The organism is Streptococcus mitis, from assembly GCF_009496155.1.
In the GTDB taxonomy this organism is placed as follows: Bacteria; Bacillota; Bacilli; order Lactobacillales; family Streptococcaceae; genus Streptococcus; species Streptococcus mitis_BQ.
The window spans coordinates 22900-42534 of sequence record NZ_WIJP01000016.1 but is presented as its reverse complement, the minus strand read 5'-3'; the positions used below and the strand labels follow the sequence as shown (position 1 = coordinate 42534).

Annotated in this window: 16 protein-coding genes, 1 pseudogene and 1 CRISPR repeat array; of the genes and pseudogenes, 14 read left to right on the top strand and 3 right to left on the bottom strand. The window is 41.5% G+C overall.

From position 1 onward, the window contains the following. The first annotated feature begins 341 nt into the window (after positions 1 to 341). The 3 genes from GEZ84_RS09365 to GEZ84_RS09355 all read left to right on the top strand — a co-directional run bounded on the left by GEZ84_RS09365 (position 342) and on the right by GEZ84_RS09355 (position 3451). Positions 342 to 1019, top strand: coding sequence for a response regulator transcription factor (locus GEZ84_RS09365; protein ID WP_000548991.1), 678 nt, complete (start codon positions 342 to 344; stop codon positions 1017 to 1019). Further along, complete coding sequence (locus GEZ84_RS09360) at positions 1012 to 1986, top strand: sensor histidine kinase (RefSeq protein WP_153224339.1); 975 nt, start codon at positions 1012 to 1014, stop codon at positions 1984 to 1986. Before GEZ84_RS09365 ends, GEZ84_RS09360 begins: the two co-directional genes overlap by 8 nt. A gap of 415 nt (positions 1987 to 2401) precedes the next feature. After that, positions 2402 to 3451: a DUF389 domain-containing protein gene (locus GEZ84_RS09355; RefSeq protein ID WP_153224338.1), complete on the top strand. Its 1050-nt coding sequence runs from the start codon at positions 2402 to 2404 to the stop codon at positions 3449 to 3451. A 206-nt stretch (positions 3452 to 3657) separates the two neighbouring features. Here the strand turns inward: GEZ84_RS09355 and thrS are convergent, their stop codons facing one another. Then, positions 3658 to 5613 (bottom strand): threonine--tRNA ligase, encoded by a 1956-nt coding sequence (gene thrS, locus GEZ84_RS09350; protein ID WP_153224337.1) that lies wholly within the window; start codon positions 5611 to 5613, stop codon positions 3658 to 3660. A 41-nt stretch (positions 5614 to 5654) separates the two neighbouring features. Continuing rightward, positions 5655 to 5863 (bottom strand): annotated as a pseudogene (locus tag GEZ84_RS11090) (hypothetical protein). A 320-nt stretch (positions 5864 to 6183) separates the two neighbouring features. Between GEZ84_RS11090 and rpsO the strand changes: the two are divergent. The 6 genes from rpsO (at position 6184) to GEZ84_RS09320 (ending at position 12571) form a co-directional block, all read left to right on the top strand. Continuing rightward, the gene (gene rpsO, locus GEZ84_RS09345; RefSeq protein ID WP_001018251.1) at positions 6184 to 6453 is read left to right on the top strand and encodes a 30S ribosomal protein S15; all 270 of its coding nucleotides are present in this window, start codon (positions 6184 to 6186) and stop codon (positions 6451 to 6453) included. A gap of 344 nt (positions 6454 to 6797) precedes the next feature. After that, positions 6798 to 7937: a CRISPR direct-repeat array (repeat unit 35 nt; unit sequence GTTTTATCGGTCACAATTTTGGAGACTACAAAAAC). A gap of 272 nt (positions 7938 to 8209) precedes the next feature. Next, on the top strand, positions 8210 to 8830 hold the full coding sequence (locus tag GEZ84_RS09340) for a CadD family cadmium resistance transporter (protein WP_153224336.1): 621 nt from the start codon (positions 8210 to 8212) through the stop codon (positions 8828 to 8830). A 234-nt stretch (positions 8831 to 9064) separates the two neighbouring features. Next, the gene (locus tag GEZ84_RS09335) at positions 9065 to 10111 is read left to right on the top strand and encodes a FecCD family ABC transporter permease (RefSeq protein ID WP_153224335.1); all 1047 of its coding nucleotides are present in this window, start codon (positions 9065 to 9067) and stop codon (positions 10109 to 10111) included. 1 nt (position 10112) lies between these two features. Beyond that, positions 10113 to 10868 (top strand): ABC transporter ATP-binding protein, encoded by a 756-nt coding sequence (locus GEZ84_RS09330; protein ID WP_153224334.1) that lies wholly within the window; start codon positions 10113 to 10115, stop codon positions 10866 to 10868. Between the two features lie 19 nt (positions 10869 to 10887). Beyond that, positions 10888 to 11898: an ABC transporter substrate-binding protein gene (locus tag GEZ84_RS09325; RefSeq protein WP_153224333.1), complete on the top strand. Its 1011-nt coding sequence runs from the start codon at positions 10888 to 10890 to the stop codon at positions 11896 to 11898. After that, the gene (locus GEZ84_RS09320) at positions 11879 to 12571 is read left to right on the top strand and encodes an alpha/beta hydrolase-fold protein (protein ID WP_153224332.1); all 693 of its coding nucleotides are present in this window, start codon (positions 11879 to 11881) and stop codon (positions 12569 to 12571) included. The genes GEZ84_RS09325 and GEZ84_RS09320 overlap by 20 nt, the downstream gene beginning before the upstream one ends. Before the next feature lie 42 nt (positions 12572 to 12613). Here GEZ84_RS09320 and GEZ84_RS09315 read toward each other — a convergent pair whose 3' ends face one another. Further along, entirely contained in the window at positions 12614 to 13363 is a 750-nt protein-coding gene (locus tag GEZ84_RS09315) for a lysophospholipid acyltransferase family protein (protein WP_153224331.1), read from the bottom strand. 131 nt (positions 13364 to 13494) lie between these two features. Between GEZ84_RS09315 and GEZ84_RS09310 the strand changes: the two genes are divergently transcribed. The 5 genes from GEZ84_RS09310 (at position 13495) to galE (ending at position 19635) form a co-directional block, all read left to right on the top strand. Continuing rightward, on the top strand, positions 13495 to 15831 hold the full coding sequence (locus GEZ84_RS09310) for a cation-translocating P-type ATPase (RefSeq protein WP_153224330.1): 2337 nt from the start codon (positions 13495 to 13497) through the stop codon (positions 15829 to 15831). 100 nt (positions 15832 to 15931) lie between these two features. Then, the gene (locus GEZ84_RS09305; RefSeq protein ID WP_153224329.1) at positions 15932 to 16609 is read left to right on the top strand and encodes a tRNA (adenine(22)-N(1))-methyltransferase; all 678 of its coding nucleotides are present in this window, start codon (positions 15932 to 15934) and stop codon (positions 16607 to 16609) included. Next, positions 16596 to 17393 (top strand): Nif3-like dinuclear metal center hexameric protein, encoded by a 798-nt coding sequence (locus GEZ84_RS09300; protein ID WP_153224328.1) that lies wholly within the window; start codon positions 16596 to 16598, stop codon positions 17391 to 17393. Before GEZ84_RS09305 ends, GEZ84_RS09300 begins: the two co-directional genes overlap by 14 nt. A 16-nt stretch (positions 17394 to 17409) precedes the next feature. Further along, a complete protein-coding gene (locus tag GEZ84_RS09295; RefSeq protein ID WP_153224327.1) occupies positions 17410 to 18513 on the top strand; it encodes an NAD(P)/FAD-dependent oxidoreductase in 1104 nt (367 codons plus the stop codon). A gap of 102 nt (positions 18514 to 18615) precedes the next feature. Next, positions 18616 to 19635 carry a UDP-glucose 4-epimerase GalE gene (gene galE / locus GEZ84_RS09290; RefSeq protein ID WP_153224326.1) on the top strand — a complete coding sequence of 340 codons (1020 nt, stop codon included), beginning with the start codon at positions 18616 to 18618 and terminating at the stop codon, positions 19633 to 19635.

Genomic DNA, 19635 nt, shown 5'->3' with positions numbered 1-19635 from the left:
CGGTCTGAAAGGGTAAGGTGTTTATGTTTTGTCATAGTGGACCTCATTTCTAACTCAAACGTCTCATACTTAATTCCACCATAAAAATCCGTTTTAGACTAATTTCCACTTCGGTTGGGCAAGTGGAAGTTACTTTGAGAAGTTACCTGAAGGTTGAAAAAATTAAAAATAAAAGGGTAGGGCTGGCACTATGTCTGAAAATAAGGTATGATATCAATGGGGTTATTCACTATCTGTTTTTGAGCTGTTGTGACAAGGAAATGTCAAAAAAGTATTAGATACTAAGCCCTCTATTTATACTAAAGGATTTAAGACTCCTAAAATTAGTAAAGGAGAATCAGATGCACAAGATTTTATTAGTAGAAGATGATCAGGTCATTCGTCAACAGGTCGGGAAAATGCTCTCTGAATGGGGATTTGAAGTGGTTCTGGTAGAAGACTTTATGGAAGTGTTGAGTCTTTTTGTCCAATCGGAACCTCATCTGGTCCTCATGGATATTGGGCTGCCTTTGTTTAATGGCTATCACTGGTGTCAGGAAATTCGCAAGATTTCCAAGGTGCCTATCATGTTTCTGTCTTCCAGAGACCAGGCTATGGATATCGTTATGGCAATCAATATGGGGGCGGATGACTTTGTGACCAAGCCTTTTGACCAGCAGGTTCTTTTAGCTAAGGTTCAGGGCTTGTTGCGCCGTTCCTATGAGTTCGGGCGTGACGAGAGTTTACTGGAATATGCTGGTGTGATCCTCAATACCAAATCCATGGATTTACATTATCAAGGCCAAGTCTTGAATTTGACCAAGAATGAATTCCAGATTTTACGGGTTTTATTTGAGCATGCGGGCAATATCGTAGCGCGTGATGACCTCATGCGGGAACTTTGGAACAGTGACTTTTTCATTGATGATAATACCCTCTCAGTTAATGTGGCTCGTTTGCGTAAAAAATTGGAAGAGCAGGGCTTGGTAGGATTTATCGAGACCAAGAAAGGGATAGGGTACGGATTGAAGCATGCTTGATTGGAAACAATTTTTTCTAGCCTATCTGCGCTCCCGTAGTCGTCTGTTTGTCTATCTGCTTTCTTTGACATTTCTGGTTTTGCTCTTTCAGTTTTTATTTGCCAGTTTGGGAATTTACTTTCTCTACTTTTTCCTGCTGTGTTGCTTTGTAACCATCTTATTTTTCACTTGGGACATATTGGTGGAGATGCAGGTCTATCGCAAGGAAGTTCTCTACGGAGAGAGGGAAGCCAAATCTCCACTGGAAAGAGTTTTGGTTGAGAAACTAGAAGCGCGTGAGATGGAACTTTATCAGCAAAGGTCAGATTCAGAAAGAAAACTGACGGATTTGCTGGATTACTATACCTTGTGGGTCCATCAGATTAAGACCCCCATTGCAGCCAGTCAACTCTTAGTTGCAGAAGTAGCTGACCGCCAACTAAAGCAGCAGTTAGAACAGGAAATTTTCAAAATCGACTCCTATACTAATCTAGTCTTACAGTACCTGCGTTTAGAAAGTTTTCATGATGATTTGGTCTTAAAGCGGGTTCAAATCGAGGACTTGGTTAAGGAAATAATTCGTAAATATGCTCTTTTCTTTATTCAAAAAGGCTTAAATGTCAATCTACATGACCTTGATAAAGAAATCGTGACAGATAAAAAGTGGCTGCTAGTGGTTATTGAGCAAATTATCTCAAACAGTCTCAAGTACACCAAGGAAGGTGGTCTGGAGATTTATATGGAGGGGCAAGAGCTTTGTATCAAGGATACGGGAATCGGGATAAAAAATAGTGATGTCCTCCGAGTCTTTGAACGTGGATTTTCAGGATATAATGGTCGCCTAACCCAGCAGTCATCTGGACTTGGCCTTTACCTATCTAAGAAAATTTCTGAAGAACTGGGTCACCAGATTCGCATCGAGTCTGAGGTTGGAACAGGAACGACAGTGCGGATCAAGTTTTCTGATATGAATCTAATAATTGAGTGAGCATAATAGATAAGAGCCCAGGATGAGACAGCTGGGCTTTTTTATCTTTAACTGTGTATCCTAGTAAATTATTTGCTTGGACGCTTTCGGTTGAAAAAATAAAAATGGAGCAATGGGTTGTCAAACACACTCATCACGCTTAATCATTAAACTGCATCTTCTTTTATAGGAGATGCAGTCTTTTGTTCTTTGGATAAGGAAACAAAAATTTCTTTCTTTATCTGTTAAATTGATAAATTTCTTAAGAGAAAGACTGTAAAATTTTTGATATAATGTTAAGGATGGACTGACGGATATTTAAAGGATCATTTTCAAAAGAATAACAGGTGAGAAGAAAAATGTGTAAGATTGGACAGAAGTCTCTCTACCATCATCCATGCAGAAACAAGATTATATGAAATAAAAGGAGTAATCAATGACCGGAAACTATTCAACACGTGAATACCGTGAGAAATTATATGATGATCTTCATGTTCGATTAAGAGATACAGTGATTTTGATGTGTGCGATTTTTATTGCCTCTATCGGCCTAAATATGAATTCAACAGCTGTCATTATTGGAGCCATGCTGATTTCCCCTCTTATGACACCGATTGTTGGACTCGGATTTGGTTTAGCTATTTTTGATACGCGTTTAATCAAGCAATCTCTAGAGGTTTTATTTACTCAAGTATTGGTCAGTTTGCTTGTCTCGACTCTATATTTCTGGATTTCTCCCTTATCTTATGAAAGTAGCGAATTGATTGCACGAACCTCTCCAACCATTTGGGATGTTCTCATTGCTATTGCTGGTGGGATAGCAGGTGTAATTGGGTCAAGGAAAAAAGAAGCAAACAATATCGTGCCAGGAGTAGCCATTGCAACAGCTCTGATGCCACCTATCTGTACTGCAGGTTACGGTTTAGCTAATGGAAATGTACGATTTTTATTTGGAGCTCTCTATCTTTTCTTGATCAACTGTGTTTTTATCATGCTAACCAATATGGTTGGAACAAGAATTATGATGAGAAAATCTCCCTTAAGTTCATTTAAAGAGCTAAATATTAAAATGAGAATTGGGTTGATATCCTTGATTGCATTATTGATTCTTCCAGCCAGCTATTCAGCAGTCACTCTGACGATAGATCAAGCGCGAAAAGAAGGAATCAAACAGTTTGTAGGAAAAGAGTTCGCCAATCACACGGTTATTAATCAAGTCTACAAGTCAAGGAACAATGAATTGGTCTTGACGGTTGTTGGAGATCCGATTTCAGAAGAAGAATTAGAAACGATTCACCAAAAACAAGCCTCTTACGGCATTCAATCTGTTCAATTGAAAGTCAATCAAGTCCATAGTTCGACAAAATTAGACAGTGAGACGACCAAGGAATTTTATGAAACCATTAACAAGTATATCGATCAAAAACTCTCTGAAAAGGATTCACAAAAAGATCTCGTAAAAGAAAATGAAGCAGACAAGGATTGAGGATATTGACCTTATCTAACTCATGAAAGCAAATCTTGTATGGTGGTGTGACCAATCACTACTAGCTCAGATTAAATAAAATATAAAAAAGCAACAGCTGTTTTAGTTGTTGCTTTTTAGGTAGCTGGGATTTTGTCCCAGGTTTTATCTCTTATGATAAAATTCGAATAGGGATTGCTCAATTATTGGTCAGTAAAATTTGAGAATTATATAATATCGAATTTCTCAACTCGTGATTTGTTGGCGATATCAGCTAGGATAGCTTGAACAAAGTCATCAACTGAGACAGTTTGTGTTTCTTTTTGGCCGTAGCGGCGAACGTTGACTGTTCCGTCTTCCATTTCCTTGTCCCCAACGATCAATTGGTAAGGAATCTTGCTGGTTTGTGACGCACGGATCTTGAACTGCATTTTTTCATTGCGCTCATCTACGTCTGCACGGACACCGCAATCACGGAGTTTCTTAGCCACTTCCCATGCGTAGTCCACGTGTTTTTCGTTAGATACTGGGATGAGGGTTACTTGGTGTGGTGCAAGCCATGTTGGGAAGGCACCCTTGTAGTTTTCAATCAAGATAGCTGTGAAGCGTTCCATAGTTGAGATAACTCCGCGGTGGATCATAACTGGACGGTGCTCTTCTCCATCAGCTCCGATGTATTTGAGGTCGAAGCGTTCTGGAAGCAAGAAGTCAAGCTGGATAGTAGAAAGGGTTTCTTCTTTTCCAAGAGCGGTCTTAACTTGAATATCCAATTTTGGTCCGTAGAAGGCTGCTTCGCCTTCGGCTTCAAAGTAGTCCACACCCATTTCATCAAGAGCTGCACGAAGCATGGTTTGGGCATTTTCCCACATCTCATCGTTGTCAAAGTACTTGTGAGTATCTTGAGGGTCGCGAAGAGAGAGACGGAAGCGGTATTCATTCAAGTTGAAATCTTCATAAACATCGATTATCAACTGAAGGGCACGTTGGAATTCTTCTTGGATTTGCTCTGGAGTAACGAAGAGGTGACCGTCGTTAAGAGACATTTCACGCACACGTTGAAGACCAGTAAGGGAACCAGATTTTTCATAACGGTGCATCATACCGATTTCGGCAATACGGATTGGCAATTCACGGTAGGAGTGAACATGGTGTTTGAAGACTTGGATGTGGTGCGGACAGTTCATTGGACGAAGGACGAATTCTTCCCCGTCACCCATGTCCATAGTTGGGAACATGTCTTCTTGGTAATGATCCCAGTGACCAGAAGTCTTGTAAAGCTCAACAGAAGCAAGTGGTGGAGTGTAAACGTGTTGGTAGCCAGAAGCCAACTCCTTGTCGACAATGTAGCGTTCCAATTCACGACGGATAGTCGCACCATTTGGCAACCAGAATGGAAGTCCTTGACCAACCTCTTGTGAAATCATGAAGAGGTCAAGCTCTTTCCCAAGTTTACGGTGGTCACGTTCTTTGGCTTCTTCACGCATTTGAAGGTAGTTTTTCAAGTCTTTCTTGTCAAACCAAGCTGTACCGTAGATACGTTGCATCATAGCGTTGTCGCTATTTCCACGCCAGTAAGCACCTGCTACATGAAGAAGGTGGAAGATTTGGATACGTCCTGTTGATGGAACGTGAGGACCACGGCAGAGGTCCACATATTCGCCTTGACGGTAGATAGTCAAACCGCCTTCGTCTTCAGAGTGTTCTTCAATCAATTCTAATTTGTAAGGGTCGTTCTTGAAGATTTCACGTGCCTCGTCTTTAGTCACTTCTTCACGGATTGATGGGAAGTTTTCTTTGACAATTTTTTGCATTTCTTCTTCGATACGAGGAAGGTCTTCGTTAGAGATTTGACCAGCTGTGTTGTCAGTATCGTAGTAGAAACCATCTTCGATGGCTGGACCAACTCCCAAGTGAATGTCTGGGAAAAGACGACGAGCTGCTTGGGCAAACAAGTGAGCAGCAGAGTGACGCAAGATTGGAAGAGCATCTTCGTGATCAGGTGTCACGATTTCGATGCTTCCATCTTCAGTGATGGCACGAGTAGTGTCGATAAGTTTGCCGTTGAATTTACCAGCCAGGGCCTTTTTAGCTAGGGAATTGCTGATAGATTGGGCAATTTCAAAAGTTGTAACGCCGGATTCAAATTCACGAACAGCGCCATCTGGGAAAGTAATGTTAATCATGATGTTCTCCTTACTTATATTATTGACGAATGTTTTAACCCCTATTTTGAGAATAGGGACAGAGGATTGTGAAAGCTAGAAAAACAAAAAGCGACATCCTCGAAAGGACGTCGCAACGTGGTTCCACCTTCATTTATGTACCTCAAAAGAGAGGGACACCTCTGATTGGCTCTAACGTGGCCACCGTTTTATGTTTTCATAAAAAACTCAAGAGTAGTATCAGTTTAGGCTTTCTATGCGTTTCCAGCAACCACGCACTCTCTAGTAGAAAAGGACTAAGTGACTTGTCTCTATGGATTATTATAGCATGATTGTGAAAATTTTCAAGATTTTTGTAGATTTTTTTGAATTTCCTTGTTGGAAAGTTGTTGGCAATCAGATATGCTAATCTTTAGAAGAAGTTGACACTCTTAATGATGCTAGTGAACCAAAGAGAAAGAAAGTAAATCTGTTGACAAAGAAGTTAGTTATTGGTAGAATAGGGATTGTCGTAAAGACAAATAACTTCTTCTTGGTTCCAGGCATGCCAACCTGTCACTCGGATGAAGCCAAATAAAAAGGAGAAACATCATGGCAATCTCAAAAGAGAAAAAAAATGAAATCATCGCACAATATGCACGTCACGAAGGTGATACAGGTTCAGTAGAGGTTCAAGTTGCTGTCCTTACTTGGGAAATCAACCACCTTAACGAACACATCAAACAACACAAAAAAGACCACGCTACTTACCGTGGATTGATGAAAAAAATCGGTCGCCGTCGTAACTTGCTTGCATACTTGCGTAAAAACGACGTTAACCGTTACCGTGAGTTGATCAACTCTCTAGGACTTCGTCGTTAATCTGCTTTATTTTCCACTTACATTGCGTTGTCACCTTACCTCGATATACTCAAGTATTATCTTCGGTTACGGTTCCTAGCACTGTAAGGTAAAATAAACCAGAATGATCTCCCTTTGGGGAGATTTTTTTGTTTCACTGAAATTTTCGTACAATCTTCGCCTCGTCGCCTAGTCTATAAACGGTTTATCCAGCAAGAATCATGATGCTAAGGGCGTAAGAAATCCGTATGAAAATAGGGAAAGGACACAGTGTTCGATGAACACAAGGAGTTTCATCTTTTTCACTAGGATTTTAGTCCGAGCTCAAATCAGCTCTCTGATTTTCAGAGAGCTTTTTTATTGAGGTTTTATCAGTCACAATTTTGGAGACTACAAAAACTAAATATCTAGTTATCAAAAATTTTGGAAAGTTTTATCGGTCACAATTTTGGAGACTACAAAAACATCTCCACAAAACGCTTCCCTACTCAATCCGTTTTATCGGTCACAATTTTGGAGACTACAAAAACCGGTTGGCGTTGCTGCAGAAGTAGTTGCTGGTTTTATCGGTCACAATTTTGGAGACTACAAAAACCGTTAGCCTGGTGAGCTCGTCTAAGTTCGAGTTTTATCGGTCACAATTTTGGAGACTACAAAAACATTTTATCATTGCACGGTTTGAAGAATGTGGTTTTATCGGTCACAATTTTGGAGACTACAAAAACCAATATTTTAATAAAAAATCAGCTCCTTTGGTTTTATCGGTCACAATTTTGGAGACTACAAAAACTTGGTACTTCTACAAGTTTGTCTTCTCCATGTTTTATCGGTCACAATTTTGGAGACTACAAAAACACGATTTTTCGCCAAAATAATTGGGTCATTGTTTTATCGGTCACAATTTTGGAGACTACAAAAACATTTGGATGAGTTAGGGAATGTAAAATCTAGTTTTATCGGTCACAATTTTGGAGACTACAAAAACCTGCTAATTGTGCAGCCTTTCCTGCAACTTGTTTTATCGGTCACAATTTTGGAGACTACAAAAACCGCCAGACATTTTGTTTATCTTGAGGCTATGTTTTATCGGTCACAATTTTGGAGACTACAAAAACCTCCTTGGGTTTTCCCTTGTAGCGCTTAGGGTTTTATCGGTCACAATTTTGGAGACTACAAAAACAGCAACAATATTCATTTAGATGTAACTGAGGTTTTATCGGTCACAATTTTGGAGACTACAAAAACTCAACTCAGGAGCCAATTCTGGTAAGTTATGTTTTATCAGTCACAATTTTGGAGACTACAAAAACTCGAACTTGTTTTGATTCCTTTTGCGATTGGTTTTATCGGTCACAATTTTGGAGACTACAAAAACTAGCTGGAGGATTGGTCTATCTAGGACATAGTTTTATCGGTCACAATTTTGGAGACTACAAAAACCAGAGTGATGTTTGTAAACCTTTGTCAATTGTTTTATCGGTCACAATTTTGGAGACTACAAAAACCTCAAATGGTATCAGCTAATTACACCATAAAGCCGAGTAGCTGTCTGCAAGCCCCTCGAAGAGCCCACACTTTACGAAGTAAAGTATAGTATGTTATACTTTACATGGAAGTAGTCACCGAATTCCAGTTAGAAATTACTTTGTAACTACGTTTTGAGGAGGAGTAACATGCTTTCCTATGTTCGAAATTACCCACTAGCGATAGCTAAATTAATGTGTCTGTGCTCTCCTAAAATCTGCTGATTTATTACTGACTAATACAGGAGGTTTTTATGGGACAGACAATCATATCTGCTATTGGTGTTTATATTTCCACCAGTATCGATTATTTAGTTATTTTAATTATTTTATTTGCACAGCTATCACAGAATAAACAGAAATGGCATATTTATGCGGGGCAATATCTAGGCACAGGCTTACTTGTAGGGGCGAGTTTAGTTGCTGCTTATGTCGTTAATTTCGTACCTGAAGAATGGATGGTTGGATTGCTTGGTTTAATCCCTATCTATTTAGGGATTCGCTTTGCAATTGTTGGAGAAGGTGAGGAAGAAGAGGAAGAAGAGGAAGAAATTATTGAAAGATTAGAACAAAGCAAGGCAAATCAACTGTTTTGGACAGTTACATTGCTGACAATTGCGTCTGGCGGAGATAATTTAGGTATCTATATACCTTATTTTGCTTCGTTAGATTGGTCACAGACCCTCGTGGCGTTGCTTGTGTTTGTAATCGGCATAATTATCTTATGTGAGATTAGTCGGGTGTTATCCTCTATTCCGTTAATATTCGAGACAATTGAAAAATACGAGCGAATCATTGTGCCCTTAGTATTCATTCTACTTGGACTATACATCATGTATGAAAATGGCACGATAGAGACTTTTCTGACCGTGTAGATTTTTTTGTTTCACTAGGATTTTAGCCCTCTGAAAATCAGCTCTCTGATTTTCAGAGGGCTTTTTACGTTGTCACCTTACCTCGATATACTCAAGTATTATCTTTACTTACGGTTCCTAGCACTATAAAACCAACTATATTCATTTGTTCTCATCTTGTTCCATTGTTGAAAATATGGTATACTTTTCATGAGAATTTTCTAAATTTTTAAGATTCTATCAAAGGAGGTTTGCATGCTTTCCAAATTTTCTGGAAGCCGACAAGACCAGCAATTTGTGTTGCTTTTAGGTATTTTGCTAGGTGTTTTAGGGATTTCTCTTTTTCTAGCAGTTTCTATGGGATCCGTTGCGATTAATCTAGGAGACACCTATCGGATTATTTTGAGCAGGTTGGGATTTCCTCTTGAGATAGGAGAGGTTTCCAAGTCTACTATTGCCATTGTATGGAACATGAGATTCCCTCGAGTATTGTTAGGTCTGATAGTAGGGGCTGGTCTTTCTATGTGTGGTAGCGTGATGCAGTCTACAGTGAACAATCCCATCGCAGAGCCTTATGTCTTAGGAATATCTGCGGGTGCAACTCTAGGGGCAACCTTGAGCATCATTCTTGGTTTAAAAGTGATGATTAGCCTTGGAGCTTTTCTTGGAGCTATTTTGGCAACAATTGCTGTCCTCATCATTGCCTCTATGCAGGGAAGGATGACGACTTCTAGTTTAATCTTATCGGGAACGGTGGTCAATGCTCTCTTTCTGGCTTTTTCCAACTTTATTATCTCGGTTGGCGCCAATGCGGACAGTGTGATGACCATTAAGTTTTGGACCATGGGTTCGCTCGCTGGGACTTCCTGGGCAGACTTGGTCCTGCCAACTATGGTAGTAGGAATAGCCTTTCTATTTTTCTCTACTCAGTATCGTGTTTTCAATGCGATGATGATGGGAGATGAGGCTGCTTTAACTTTGGGGATTCCCTTACGCTTTTATTGGTATCTTTATGTGACCATGGTGGCTGTGCTAACAGCAGTATTAGTGGCAACCTGTGGGATTATTGGATTTGTCGGTCTGATTACTCCACATTTAGCTCGAGGGTTAGTAGGAACGAATTACAAGAGGCTTTTTCCTGTTGCAACCTTGCTGGGTGCTCTCTTTGTCATCTGGGCAGATGTACTCTCTCGTACCATCATTCAAAATGCTGAGTTGCCTATTGGCATTTTCACAGCCTTAGTAGGTGCTCCCTTCTTTATCTACATTGTTGGAGGTAGGCGAAGGGAGGTGAGGGTCTGATATGGATTTGATTTGTCAGGACATCCATTTTGGATTAGGAAATAAAAAAATCCTCAAAGGAGTTTCTCTTAAGGTTGAAGGGAATCAATTTCACACGATATTAGGACCAAATGGAAGCGGGAAAACCAGTCTACTTAAACTCCTCTATCGTCAGGAAAAGGTGGACAAAGGCTTGATAAGCCTAGATGGAAAGCCTCTGGAACAATGGACGCTCAAAGAAACAGCCAAACAAATGGCAGTTGTGACCCAGTTTAACCAGCTGCAGTTTGATTGTACAGTTGAAGAAATTGTCTTGCTGGGAAGAACTCCCCATCTCTCTTTTTTAGAGAAGGAAAGGGAGAGGGATTTTACGCTCGTTCAAGATGCCCTCGTTAAGGTGGATATGCTTGAGAAGAAAACTCGTCTCTATTCGTCCCTGTCAGGGGGTGAGAAACAGCGAGTCTTACTAGCCCGTGCCTTGGCGCAAGAACCGACTCTCTTGCTCCTTGACGAACCAACCAATCACTTGGATATCAAGTACCAGCTAGACTTGTTGGCCATTGTAAAGGAACTAAAGATCAATGTTCTAGCTGTCCTGCATGATATTCAACTTGCTTGTCGCTATTCGGATTATCTCTATCTGATGAAAGAGGGAGAAATCCTTTATCAAGGGTCTCCAAAGGAGACCATCACCTCAAAATCATTGCAAACTGTATATGGAGTTCAAAGTCAGGTGACTTGGACCGAGGATCAGCAAGCCATGATTCACTATTTATAAGAATGAAAAGGAAAACAAGATGAAAAAAACACTCAGTATTTTACTCGTAACAGTAGCTACCCTAACCGTGGCAGCTTGTGGTAATACTACTACAGAAAAAGCTACCACACAATCTAGCACAGAAACAAGTCAAAAGGCGAGCGCAGAGACGACTTATCCACTAACGGTTAAAACCTATGATGCTAAGGGAAATGAAGTCGAACAAGTCTTTGACAAGGCACCTGAAAAAGTTATCACAAACAATCTTTCAACTACTGAAATCTTGTTAGAGTTAGGATTAAAGGATAAAATTGCTGGTATGCTCAACCCTGATAATGCCGTAACTGGTAAAAACAAGGACGCTATTGCAGCTATTCCTCAAATTGGGGATAAAAAAACAGTCTCACAAGAGACAGTCCTTTCTTATGAACCAGATGCAGTGATGGGGCGAAACATGATGTTTTCTGAAAAATCCTTGGGGACAGTTAGCACTTGGAATGAAAACAAAATCCCAGTTTATACGCAAAAAGCTTCTCTCTCAACGATTCAGCAAGATTTGGGGAATATCGTAGAAGATGTCAAAAATCTTGGAATGATTTTTAATGTTCAGGACAAGGCTAATGAATACGCAGCCCAATTACAAGCTAAAATTGACGCTGTTAAGAAAGCAAATCCAGCAAGCCAAGGTGAAAAGAAAAAGGCTTTGATTATGGTTGCTTATAATGATGAAACCTTTGGCGCTTATAAGTCTGCTTTGCAAGAAAGTTTGCTGAACCAACTTGGTTATACAAACGTTGCCACGGGGACATCAGGTTTGACCTTGGAAAATCTTGTATCAATGGATCCTGAATTGATTATCTATGTAACCAGCGACCGCAATAAAAAATTGGATGAAAAAGCAGTAGAGTTGATGAAGTCAAATGCTGTTTTGGAAAGCGTTCCTGCTATTAAGAATCAAAAAATCATGACCATCTCTTACGATGAATTGATGGACTATGGTCCAGCAGTGATTGATTCCCTTGAGAAAATTAATGACTTTATCAATAAATAATGAGTTTGATTGGGAAGGAATTCAAGTCCAAATCAGCCTTCCTTCTACCTACGCCCCCAATCAAACCTATCCGGCTATTTTATTGAATGATGGAAACTTGGATTTTCTATCCTCCCTTTCCGAATCTGTGATTTTAGTGGGTTTGACCTCTAAAAATCGCTTAGATGACTACACTCCCTGGAAGGTATCAGCTCTGAGGGAGGGAGCTCCAGATTTTGGAGGTCAGGCCAACGTCTATCATAATCATTTATTTGGAGGTCTTTTGGACAAATTGCAGTCGCTTTATCGACTGGATGAAGCACGTCTTGCCTATGGAGGTTATTCACTAGGTGGCTTGGCAGCAGTTTACAGTCTTTTCAGCTTTGACAAGGTTTCCTGTGTTTTCTCCATCTGCGGTTCCTTTTGGTATCCTGATTTTGTGACTTACTGCAAGGAAGAGACAGTGAAAAATCTAGACTGTTTGCTGTATTTACAAAATGGTCAAACAGAAGGAGCACACCATACTAATCGTTTGGCTCAAGCACCAGTTTATGCTGAGAAAATCCATACTAGTCTTCAGAAAAGCTGTCCGACCGGTCAGTTTGTCTTTGATCCTTATGGACACCATGAACAAGTAGCTGAACGATTTTTAGCCTTTTCCAGCTGGTTGACCCAAAAATGGGAAATCGAATAAAAGAATTATCCCTTGGCTTTTGCCAAGGGATTGTTGTATTTTTTAACCAAGTTTTTCTCTTTTCTTATCTGGATTCCAGATGAAGCTTGCGATAAAGCTAAAGATGATGGTTAGGATAGCGAGAACAATTGCAAGTATGAGGGCTGGGATGCGGATAAACCACCAGAGTGGGTTTGGTTTTTTATCATTGTGCCATTGTTTGGTTTCTTGATCCAGACGTTGGAATTCTGTTTGGATACGATTGGTGACTGTTTCAATACCTTCATCATTCATTTTCTTGATATCTGAGATATCGATCGGATTTCCGAAGTTCATATCGACACGCTCACGGCTAACCAAGCCTTTCAAGGTCATAGGGCCTGTATAGGTAACAGGCATGATACGGACCTTGGCCATTTTGGCAATCAAGGCTACGCCCCCCTTGACATCGTTTGAGTGGCGGCTACCACTTGGAAACATGATGAGAGAGCGATCACTTTTTTTAAGAACATTGATAGGGTATTTGATGGCAGAAGCGCTAGGATTTTCACGGTCAATAGGAAAAGCACCACACATACGAATCCACCAGTCAAAGATACGGTTGGTAAAGAGCTCTTTTTTGGCCATAAAGATAAACTGTTTTGGCTTGGTCGCAAAAGCCATGTAAACTGGATCCCACCAGGTACGGTGAGGGGCAACCAAAATATAATTTTCATCTTGATTAGGAATTTTATCAGTATTATGATAATGGGCATTGCCATTGATGGACCATAGGAGCAAGACAACCAATCCACGTAAATAAGTATAAAACATGCGATCTCCTTCGATTATTTCTTGTTATTATTATACCTTATCAAAGGAGGGCTGGCAAACTTTTCCCTTGACTAGGTGCATATTCAGGATGAGATTAGAATTCTTTTAGAAAAAATGATATGATAGAATTCATGGATAAAAATAAGATTATGGGATTAACCCAAAGAGAAGTCGAGGAAAGACAGGCTAAGGGCTTGGTCAATGATTTTACTGCTTCGGCCAGTACTAGCACTTGGCAAATCATCAAACGAAATGTCTTTACCCTTTTTAACGCTTTGAACTTTGTCATTGCTTTGGCACTAGCCTTTGTGCAGGCCTGGAGCAATTTGGTCTTCTTTGCCGTTATCTGCTTTAACGCTTTTTCTGGGATTGTGACCGAGCTACGGGCTAAACACATGGTGGACAAGCTCAATCTCATGACCAAGGAAAAGGTCAAAACCATCCGTGATGGTCAGGAAGTTGCTCTTAACTCTGAAGAATTGGTGCTAGGAGATGTGATTCGTCTGTCGGCTGGGGAGCAGATTCCTAGTGATGCGCGGGTTTTAGAAGGTTTTGTGGAAGTCAATGAAGCCATGTTGACGGGGGAAAGTGATTTGGTACAAAAGGAAGTTGACGCCTTGCTTTTGTCAGGAAGTTTCCTAGCCAGTGGGTCAGTTTTGGCTCAAGTTCACCATGTTGGTGCTGACAACTATGCTGCCAAACTCATGTTGGAAGCTAAGACAGTTAAACCGATCAACTCCCGTATCATGAAATCGCTGGACAAGTTAGCAGGTTTTACTGGGAAGATTATCATTCCTTTTGGTCTAGCTCTCTTGCTAGAAGCCTTGCTTTTAAAAGGCCTTCCTCTCAAGTCATCCGTTGTAAATTCGTCAACAGCCCTTTTGGGAATGTTACCCAAGGGAATCGCCCTTTTGACCATTACTTCGCTCTTGACAGCTGTGATTAAGTTGGGCTTGAAAAAGGTCTTGGTTCAGGAGATGTACTCTGTTGAGACCTTGGCGCGCGTGGATATGCTCTGTTTGGACAAGACGGGTACCATCACCCAAGGAAAGATGCAGGTGGAGGCTGTTCTTCCACTGACGGCAACTTATGGTGACGAGGCTATTGCCAGCATTTTGACTAGCTATATAGCCCATAGTGAGGATAAGAATCCAACAGCTCAAGCTATTCGCCAGCGTTTTGTGGGAGAGGTTGCCTATCCTATGCTCTCTAATCTTCCTTTCTCTAGCGACCGCAAGTGGGGGGCTATGGAATTAGAAGGCTTGGGGACAGTGTTCTTAGGGGCACCTGAGATGTTGCTGGATTCTGAGGTCCCAGAAGCAAGGGAGGCCTTGGAGAGAGGTTCACGTGTCTTGGTCTTAGCTCTCAGTCAGGAGAAATTAGACCATCACCAGCCACAGAAACCATCTGATATTCAGGCTCTAGCCTTGCTAGAAATCTTGGACCCTATTCGAGAAGGAGCAGCAGAGACGCTGGACTATCTCCGTTCTCAGGAAGTGGGACTCAAGATTATTTCTGGTGACAATCCCGTTACTGTGTCCAGCATTGCTCAGAAGGCTGGTTTTACGGACTACCATAGCTATGTAGATTGCTCGAAAATCACAGATGAAGAATTGATTGCTATGGCTGAAACAACAGCCATTTTCGGACGTGTTTCCCCTCATCAAAAGAAACTCATCATCCAAACCTTGAAAAAAGCAGGACATACAACGGCTATGACAGGGGATGGAGTTAATGATATCTTGGCTCTTCGTGAGGCGGATTGTTCTATCGTGATGGCTGAAGGGGATCCTGCTACTCGTCAGATTGCTAATCTGGTTCTTTTGAACTCGGACTTCAATGATGTTCCTGAGATTCTCTTTGAAGGTCGTCGTGTGGTCAATAACATTGCCCACATCGCCCCGATTTTCTTGATAAAGACCATTTATTCCTTCTTGCTCGCAGTCATCTGTATCGCCAGTGCTCTTCTGGGACGGTCTGAATGGATCTTGATTTTCCCTTTCATTCCAATCCAGATTACCATGATTGACCAGTTCGTGGAAGGTTTCCCACCATTCGTTTTGACTTTTGAGAGAAATATCAAACCTGTTGAGCCAAACTTCCTCAGAAAATCCATGCTTCGTGCTCTACCAAGCGCTCTCATGGTCGTCTTCAGCGTGCTTTTTGTGAAAATATTTGGAAGTAGCCAAGGTTGGTCTGAGTTAGAAATCTCAACCCTCCTCTATTATCTCTTGGGGTCAATTGGTTTCTTATCCGTATTTAGAGCCTGCATGCCATTTACCCTCTGGCGTGTCCTCTTGATTGTTTGGTCAGTAGGAGGCTTCCTAGCCACAGCTCTCTTCCCAAGAATTCAAAAACTGCTTGAAATTTCAATCTTGACAGGACAAACGTTGCCTGTTTATGGTGTCATGATGTTGGTCTTTACCTTGATTTTCATTCTGACGAGTCGCTATCAAGCCAGAAAATAAAGAAAGGCTGCAATCTGTGGATTGCGGTCTTTTTAGGTACAAGATTGCCAGCTGAAATGTGGTATAATAAGAGGTAATAGAGTTTGGAAAGCGAGAGAAGATGATTTCAAAGAGATTAGAATTAGTGGCTTCCTTTGTGCCACAGGGAGCCATTTTGCTAGATGTGGGAAGTGACCATGCTTATCTGCCTATCGAGTTGGTCGAAAGAGGCCAAATCGAAAGTGCCATTGCAGGTGAGGTGGTGGAAGGCCCCTATCAGTCTGCGGTCAAAAATGTTGAGGCTCACGGCCTAAAGGAGAAAATCCAAGTCCGTTTAGCCAATGGATTAGCAGCTTTTGAAGAGGGAGACCAAGTGTCTGTCATTACCATTGCTGGTATGGGTGGTCGTTTGATTGCTAGGATTTTAGAAGAAGGCTTGGAGAAGCTTGGCAATGTGCAACGTTTAATCCTCCAACCCAATAATCGTGAAGACGACTTGCGCATCTGGTTGCAAGACCACGGGTTTCAGATTGTAGCAGAAAGTATCCTAGAAGAGGCTGGCAAGTTTTACGAGATTTTGGTGGTGGAAGCAGGGGAAATGAAGTTAGCAGCTAGTGATGTTCGCTTTGGCCCCTTCTTGTCCAAAGAAGTCAGTCCAGTATTTGTCCAAAAATGGCAAAAAGAAGCTGTTAAGCTAGAGTTTGCCCTCGGACAAATCCCAGAGAAAAATCTGGAGGAACGTCAAGTTCTAGTAGATAAAATTCAAGCCATCAAGGAGGTTCTTCATGCTAGCAAGTGAAGTGATTAAACGCTATGAAGCCTTTTGCCCTCAGGAATTTTCTATGGAGGGAGACAGTCGTGGTTTGCAAATCGGTACTCTAAACAAGGAGATCCAAAGTGTCATGGTTGCTCTGGATATTCGTGAAGAAACGGTAGCTGAAGCCATTGAAAAGGAGGTGGACTTGATTATCGTCAAGCACGCGCCGATTTTCCGTCCTATCAAGGATTTGGTAGCTAGTCGTCCGCAAAATCAGATTTATATCGATCTCATCAAGCATGATATTGCAGTTTATGTTAGCCATACCAATATTGACATCGTTGAAAATGGCCTCAATGATTGGTTCTGTCAGATGCTAGGAATCGAGGAGACGACTTATCTTCAGGAGACAGGTCCTGAACGTGGAATTGGGCGTATTGGGAATGTTCGACCTCAGACATTTGGGGAATTGGCCCAGTATGTCAAGCAAGTCTTTGGCCTAGATAGTATTCGAATAGTGCATTATCAAGAGAGTGATTTGCGGAAGCCTATTTCAAGAGTGGCCATCTGTGGTGGAAGCGGGCAGTCATTCTATAAGGATGCTTTGGCAAAAGGGGCAGATGTCTATATCACTGGTGATATTTACTACCATACTGCTCAGGATATGTTGTCTGATGGCTTGCTAGCCTTGGACCCAGGTCACTATATTGAAGTGCTTTTTGTGGAAAAAATCGCAGCACTCCTTACTCAATGGAAAGAGGAAAAAGGCTGGACAATCGATATTGTACCTAGTCAAGCATCGACCAATCCTTTCCACCATATCTAGTTAGAAAGTAAAAACAATGAAAAAAGTTGCCATTATCGGAGCAGGAATTGTGGGTGCAACAGCAGCTTACTACCTCTCCAAAGAAAGTGACCTAGAGGTAACCGTCTTTGACCATGGACAAGGTCAGGCTACCAAGGCCGCAGCAGGAATTATCAGTCCTTGGTTTTCCAAACGTCGAAATAAAGCCTGGTACAAGATGGCGCGCTTGGGGGCTGACTTTTATGTGGATTTGTTGGCTGAATTAGACAAGTCAGGGCAGGAGATCGACTTTTACCAGCGGTCGGGAGTTTTTCTCTTGAAAAAGGATGAATCCAAATTGGAAGAACTCTATCAACTAGCCTTAGAGCGCAGAGAAGAGTCTCCCTTGATAGGGCAATTAGCCACTCTGGACCAAGCATCAGCAAATGAATTATTCCCTGGTTTGAAGGGATTTGATTGCCTGCTCTATGCTTCTGGTGGAGCGAGAGTAGATGGCCAACTCTTAGTGACTCGTTTGCTGGAAGCCAGTCAGGTCAAGCTGGTCAAAGAAAAAGTGACTCTGACACCCTTATCGTCAGGCTACCAGATTGGCGAAGAGGTGTTTGAACAGGTTATTTTGGCGACGGGAGCTTGGTTGGGGGACATATTAGAGCCTTTAGGTTATGATGTGGATGTCCGTCCTCAAAAAGGACAACTACGAGATTATCAGCTTGCCCAAGACATGGACACTTACCCTGTTGTTATGCCAGAAGGGGAGTGGGATTTGATTCCTTTTGCAGGTGGGAAATTGTCCCTAGGTGCCACTCATGAAAATGATATGGGATTTGATTTGACGGTAGATGAAACCTTACTCCAGCAAATGGAGGATATGGCCTTACCTCACTATCCTAGTTTAGCAGAAGCTACTTCAAGGGCTGAGCGTGTGGGAATCCGCGCCTACACCCGTGATTTCTCTCCTTTCTTTGGACAAGTGCCAGAATTGGCAGGTGTCTATGCGGCTAGTGGACTAGGTTCATCAGGCCTCACAACAGGTCCTATCATTGGCTACCATCTAGCTCAACTGGTTCAAAGCAGGGAAATGACTCTAGACCCAGCAAACTACCCAATTGAAAACTATGTCAAACGAGTAAAAAGTGAATAAGCATTTTACTTAAATTTTATCCTACCCTCTAGGATGGCAAATGACATTCCCTATCAAAAATGGTAAAATAAGAAAAAATAATCTGAGAATCGAGGAAAGAAGATGCAAGAAAAGATTTTAGTAACAGGTGGTGCAGGATTTATCGGAACCCACACTGTTATTGAGTTAATCCAAGCAGGTCATCAAGTCGTTGTGGTGGATAACCTTGTTAATAGTAACAGAAAAAGTTTAGAAGTTGTTGAAAGAATCACAGGAGTTGAAGTGCCTTTCTATGAGGCAGATATTCGTGATACAGATACCCTTAGAGACATTTTCAAACAGGAAGAACCGACTGGTGTTATTCACTTTGCTGGTTTGAAGGCTGTCGGTGAATCTACTCGTATTCCTCTTGCCTACTATGACAATAATATCGCTGGAACTGTCAGTCTTCTAAAAGCTATGGAAGAAGCCAACTGTAAAAACATCATCTTCAGTTCTTCTGCGACAGTTTACGGAGATCCTCATACAGTGCCAATCTTGGAAAATTTCCCACTTTCAGTGACCAATCCATATGGCCGCACCAAGCTTATGCTTGAGGAAATTTTGACGGATATTTACAAGGCAGACTCAGAATGGAATGTTGTCTTGCTTCGTTATTTCAACCCAATCGGAGCCCATGAGAGTGGTGATTTGGGAGAAAATCCAAACGGAATTCCAAATAACCTTTTGCCATATGTGACTCAAGTAGCCGTTGGAAAATTAGAGCAAGTGCAAGTGTTTGGAGATGATTACGATACGGAAGACGGAACTGGTGTTCGTGACTATATCCACGTTGTCGATTTGGCTAAAGGTCACGTCGCAGCTCTGAAAAAAATCCAAAAAGGTTCAGGTCTAAACGTTTATAACCTTGGAACAGGTAAAGGTTATTCTGTTCTTGAAATTATCCAAAACATGGAAAAAGCAGTGGGACGCCCAATTCCTTACCGCATTGTAGAACGTCGCCCAGGTGATATCGCGGCCTGCTATTCAGATCCTGCAAAAGCCAAAGCAGAACTGGGCTGGGAAGCAGAACTCGGCATCACCCAAATGTGTGAAGACGCATGGCGTTGGCAAAGTAAGCATCCAAATGGGTTTGAAGACTAA

Excerpts from the sequence above, each read along its gene's own strand:
- rpsO (WP_001018251.1), top strand. The coding sequence starts at position 6,184 with ATGGCAATCTCAAAAGAGAAAAAAAATGAAATCATCGCACAATATGCA.
- GEZ84_RS09305 (WP_153224329.1), top strand. The coding sequence starts at position 15,932 with ATGATTTCAAAGAGATTAGAATTAGTGGCTTCCTTTGTGCCACAGGGA.
- GEZ84_RS09295 (WP_153224327.1), top strand. The coding sequence starts at position 17,410 with ATGAAAAAAGTTGCCATTATCGGAGCAGGAATTGTGGGTGCAACAGCA.
- GEZ84_RS09360 (WP_153224339.1), top strand. The coding sequence starts at position 1,012 with ATGCTTGATTGGAAACAATTTTTTCTAGCCTATCTGCGCTCCCGTAGT.
- thrS (WP_153224337.1), bottom strand. The coding sequence starts at position 5,613 with ATGATTAACATTACTTTCCCAGATGGCGCTGTTCGTGAATTTGAATCC.
- GEZ84_RS09355 (WP_153224338.1), top strand. The coding sequence starts at position 2,402 with ATGACCGGAAACTATTCAACACGTGAATACCGTGAGAAATTATATGAT.
- GEZ84_RS09310 (WP_153224330.1), top strand. The coding sequence starts at position 13,495 with ATGGATAAAAATAAGATTATGGGATTAACCCAAAGAGAAGTCGAGGAA.
- GEZ84_RS09300 (WP_153224328.1), top strand. The coding sequence starts at position 16,596 with ATGCTAGCAAGTGAAGTGATTAAACGCTATGAAGCCTTTTGCCCTCAG.
- GEZ84_RS09330 (WP_153224334.1), top strand. The coding sequence starts at position 10,113 with ATGGATTTGATTTGTCAGGACATCCATTTTGGATTAGGAAATAAAAAA.
- GEZ84_RS09320 (WP_153224332.1), top strand. The coding sequence starts at position 11,879 with ATGACTTTATCAATAAATAATGAGTTTGATTGGGAAGGAATTCAAGTC.
- GEZ84_RS09365 (WP_000548991.1), top strand. The coding sequence starts at position 342 with ATGCACAAGATTTTATTAGTAGAAGATGATCAGGTCATTCGTCAACAG.
- GEZ84_RS09315 (WP_153224331.1), bottom strand. The coding sequence starts at position 13,363 with ATGTTTTATACTTATTTACGTGGATTGGTTGTCTTGCTCCTATGGTCC.
- GEZ84_RS09335 (WP_153224335.1), top strand. The coding sequence starts at position 9,065 with ATGCTTTCCAAATTTTCTGGAAGCCGACAAGACCAGCAATTTGTGTTG.
- GEZ84_RS09325 (WP_153224333.1), top strand. The coding sequence starts at position 10,888 with ATGAAAAAAACACTCAGTATTTTACTCGTAACAGTAGCTACCCTAACC.
- galE (WP_153224326.1), top strand. The coding sequence starts at position 18,616 with ATGCAAGAAAAGATTTTAGTAACAGGTGGTGCAGGATTTATCGGAACC.
- GEZ84_RS09340 (WP_153224336.1), top strand. The coding sequence starts at position 8,210 with ATGGGACAGACAATCATATCTGCTATTGGTGTTTATATTTCCACCAGT.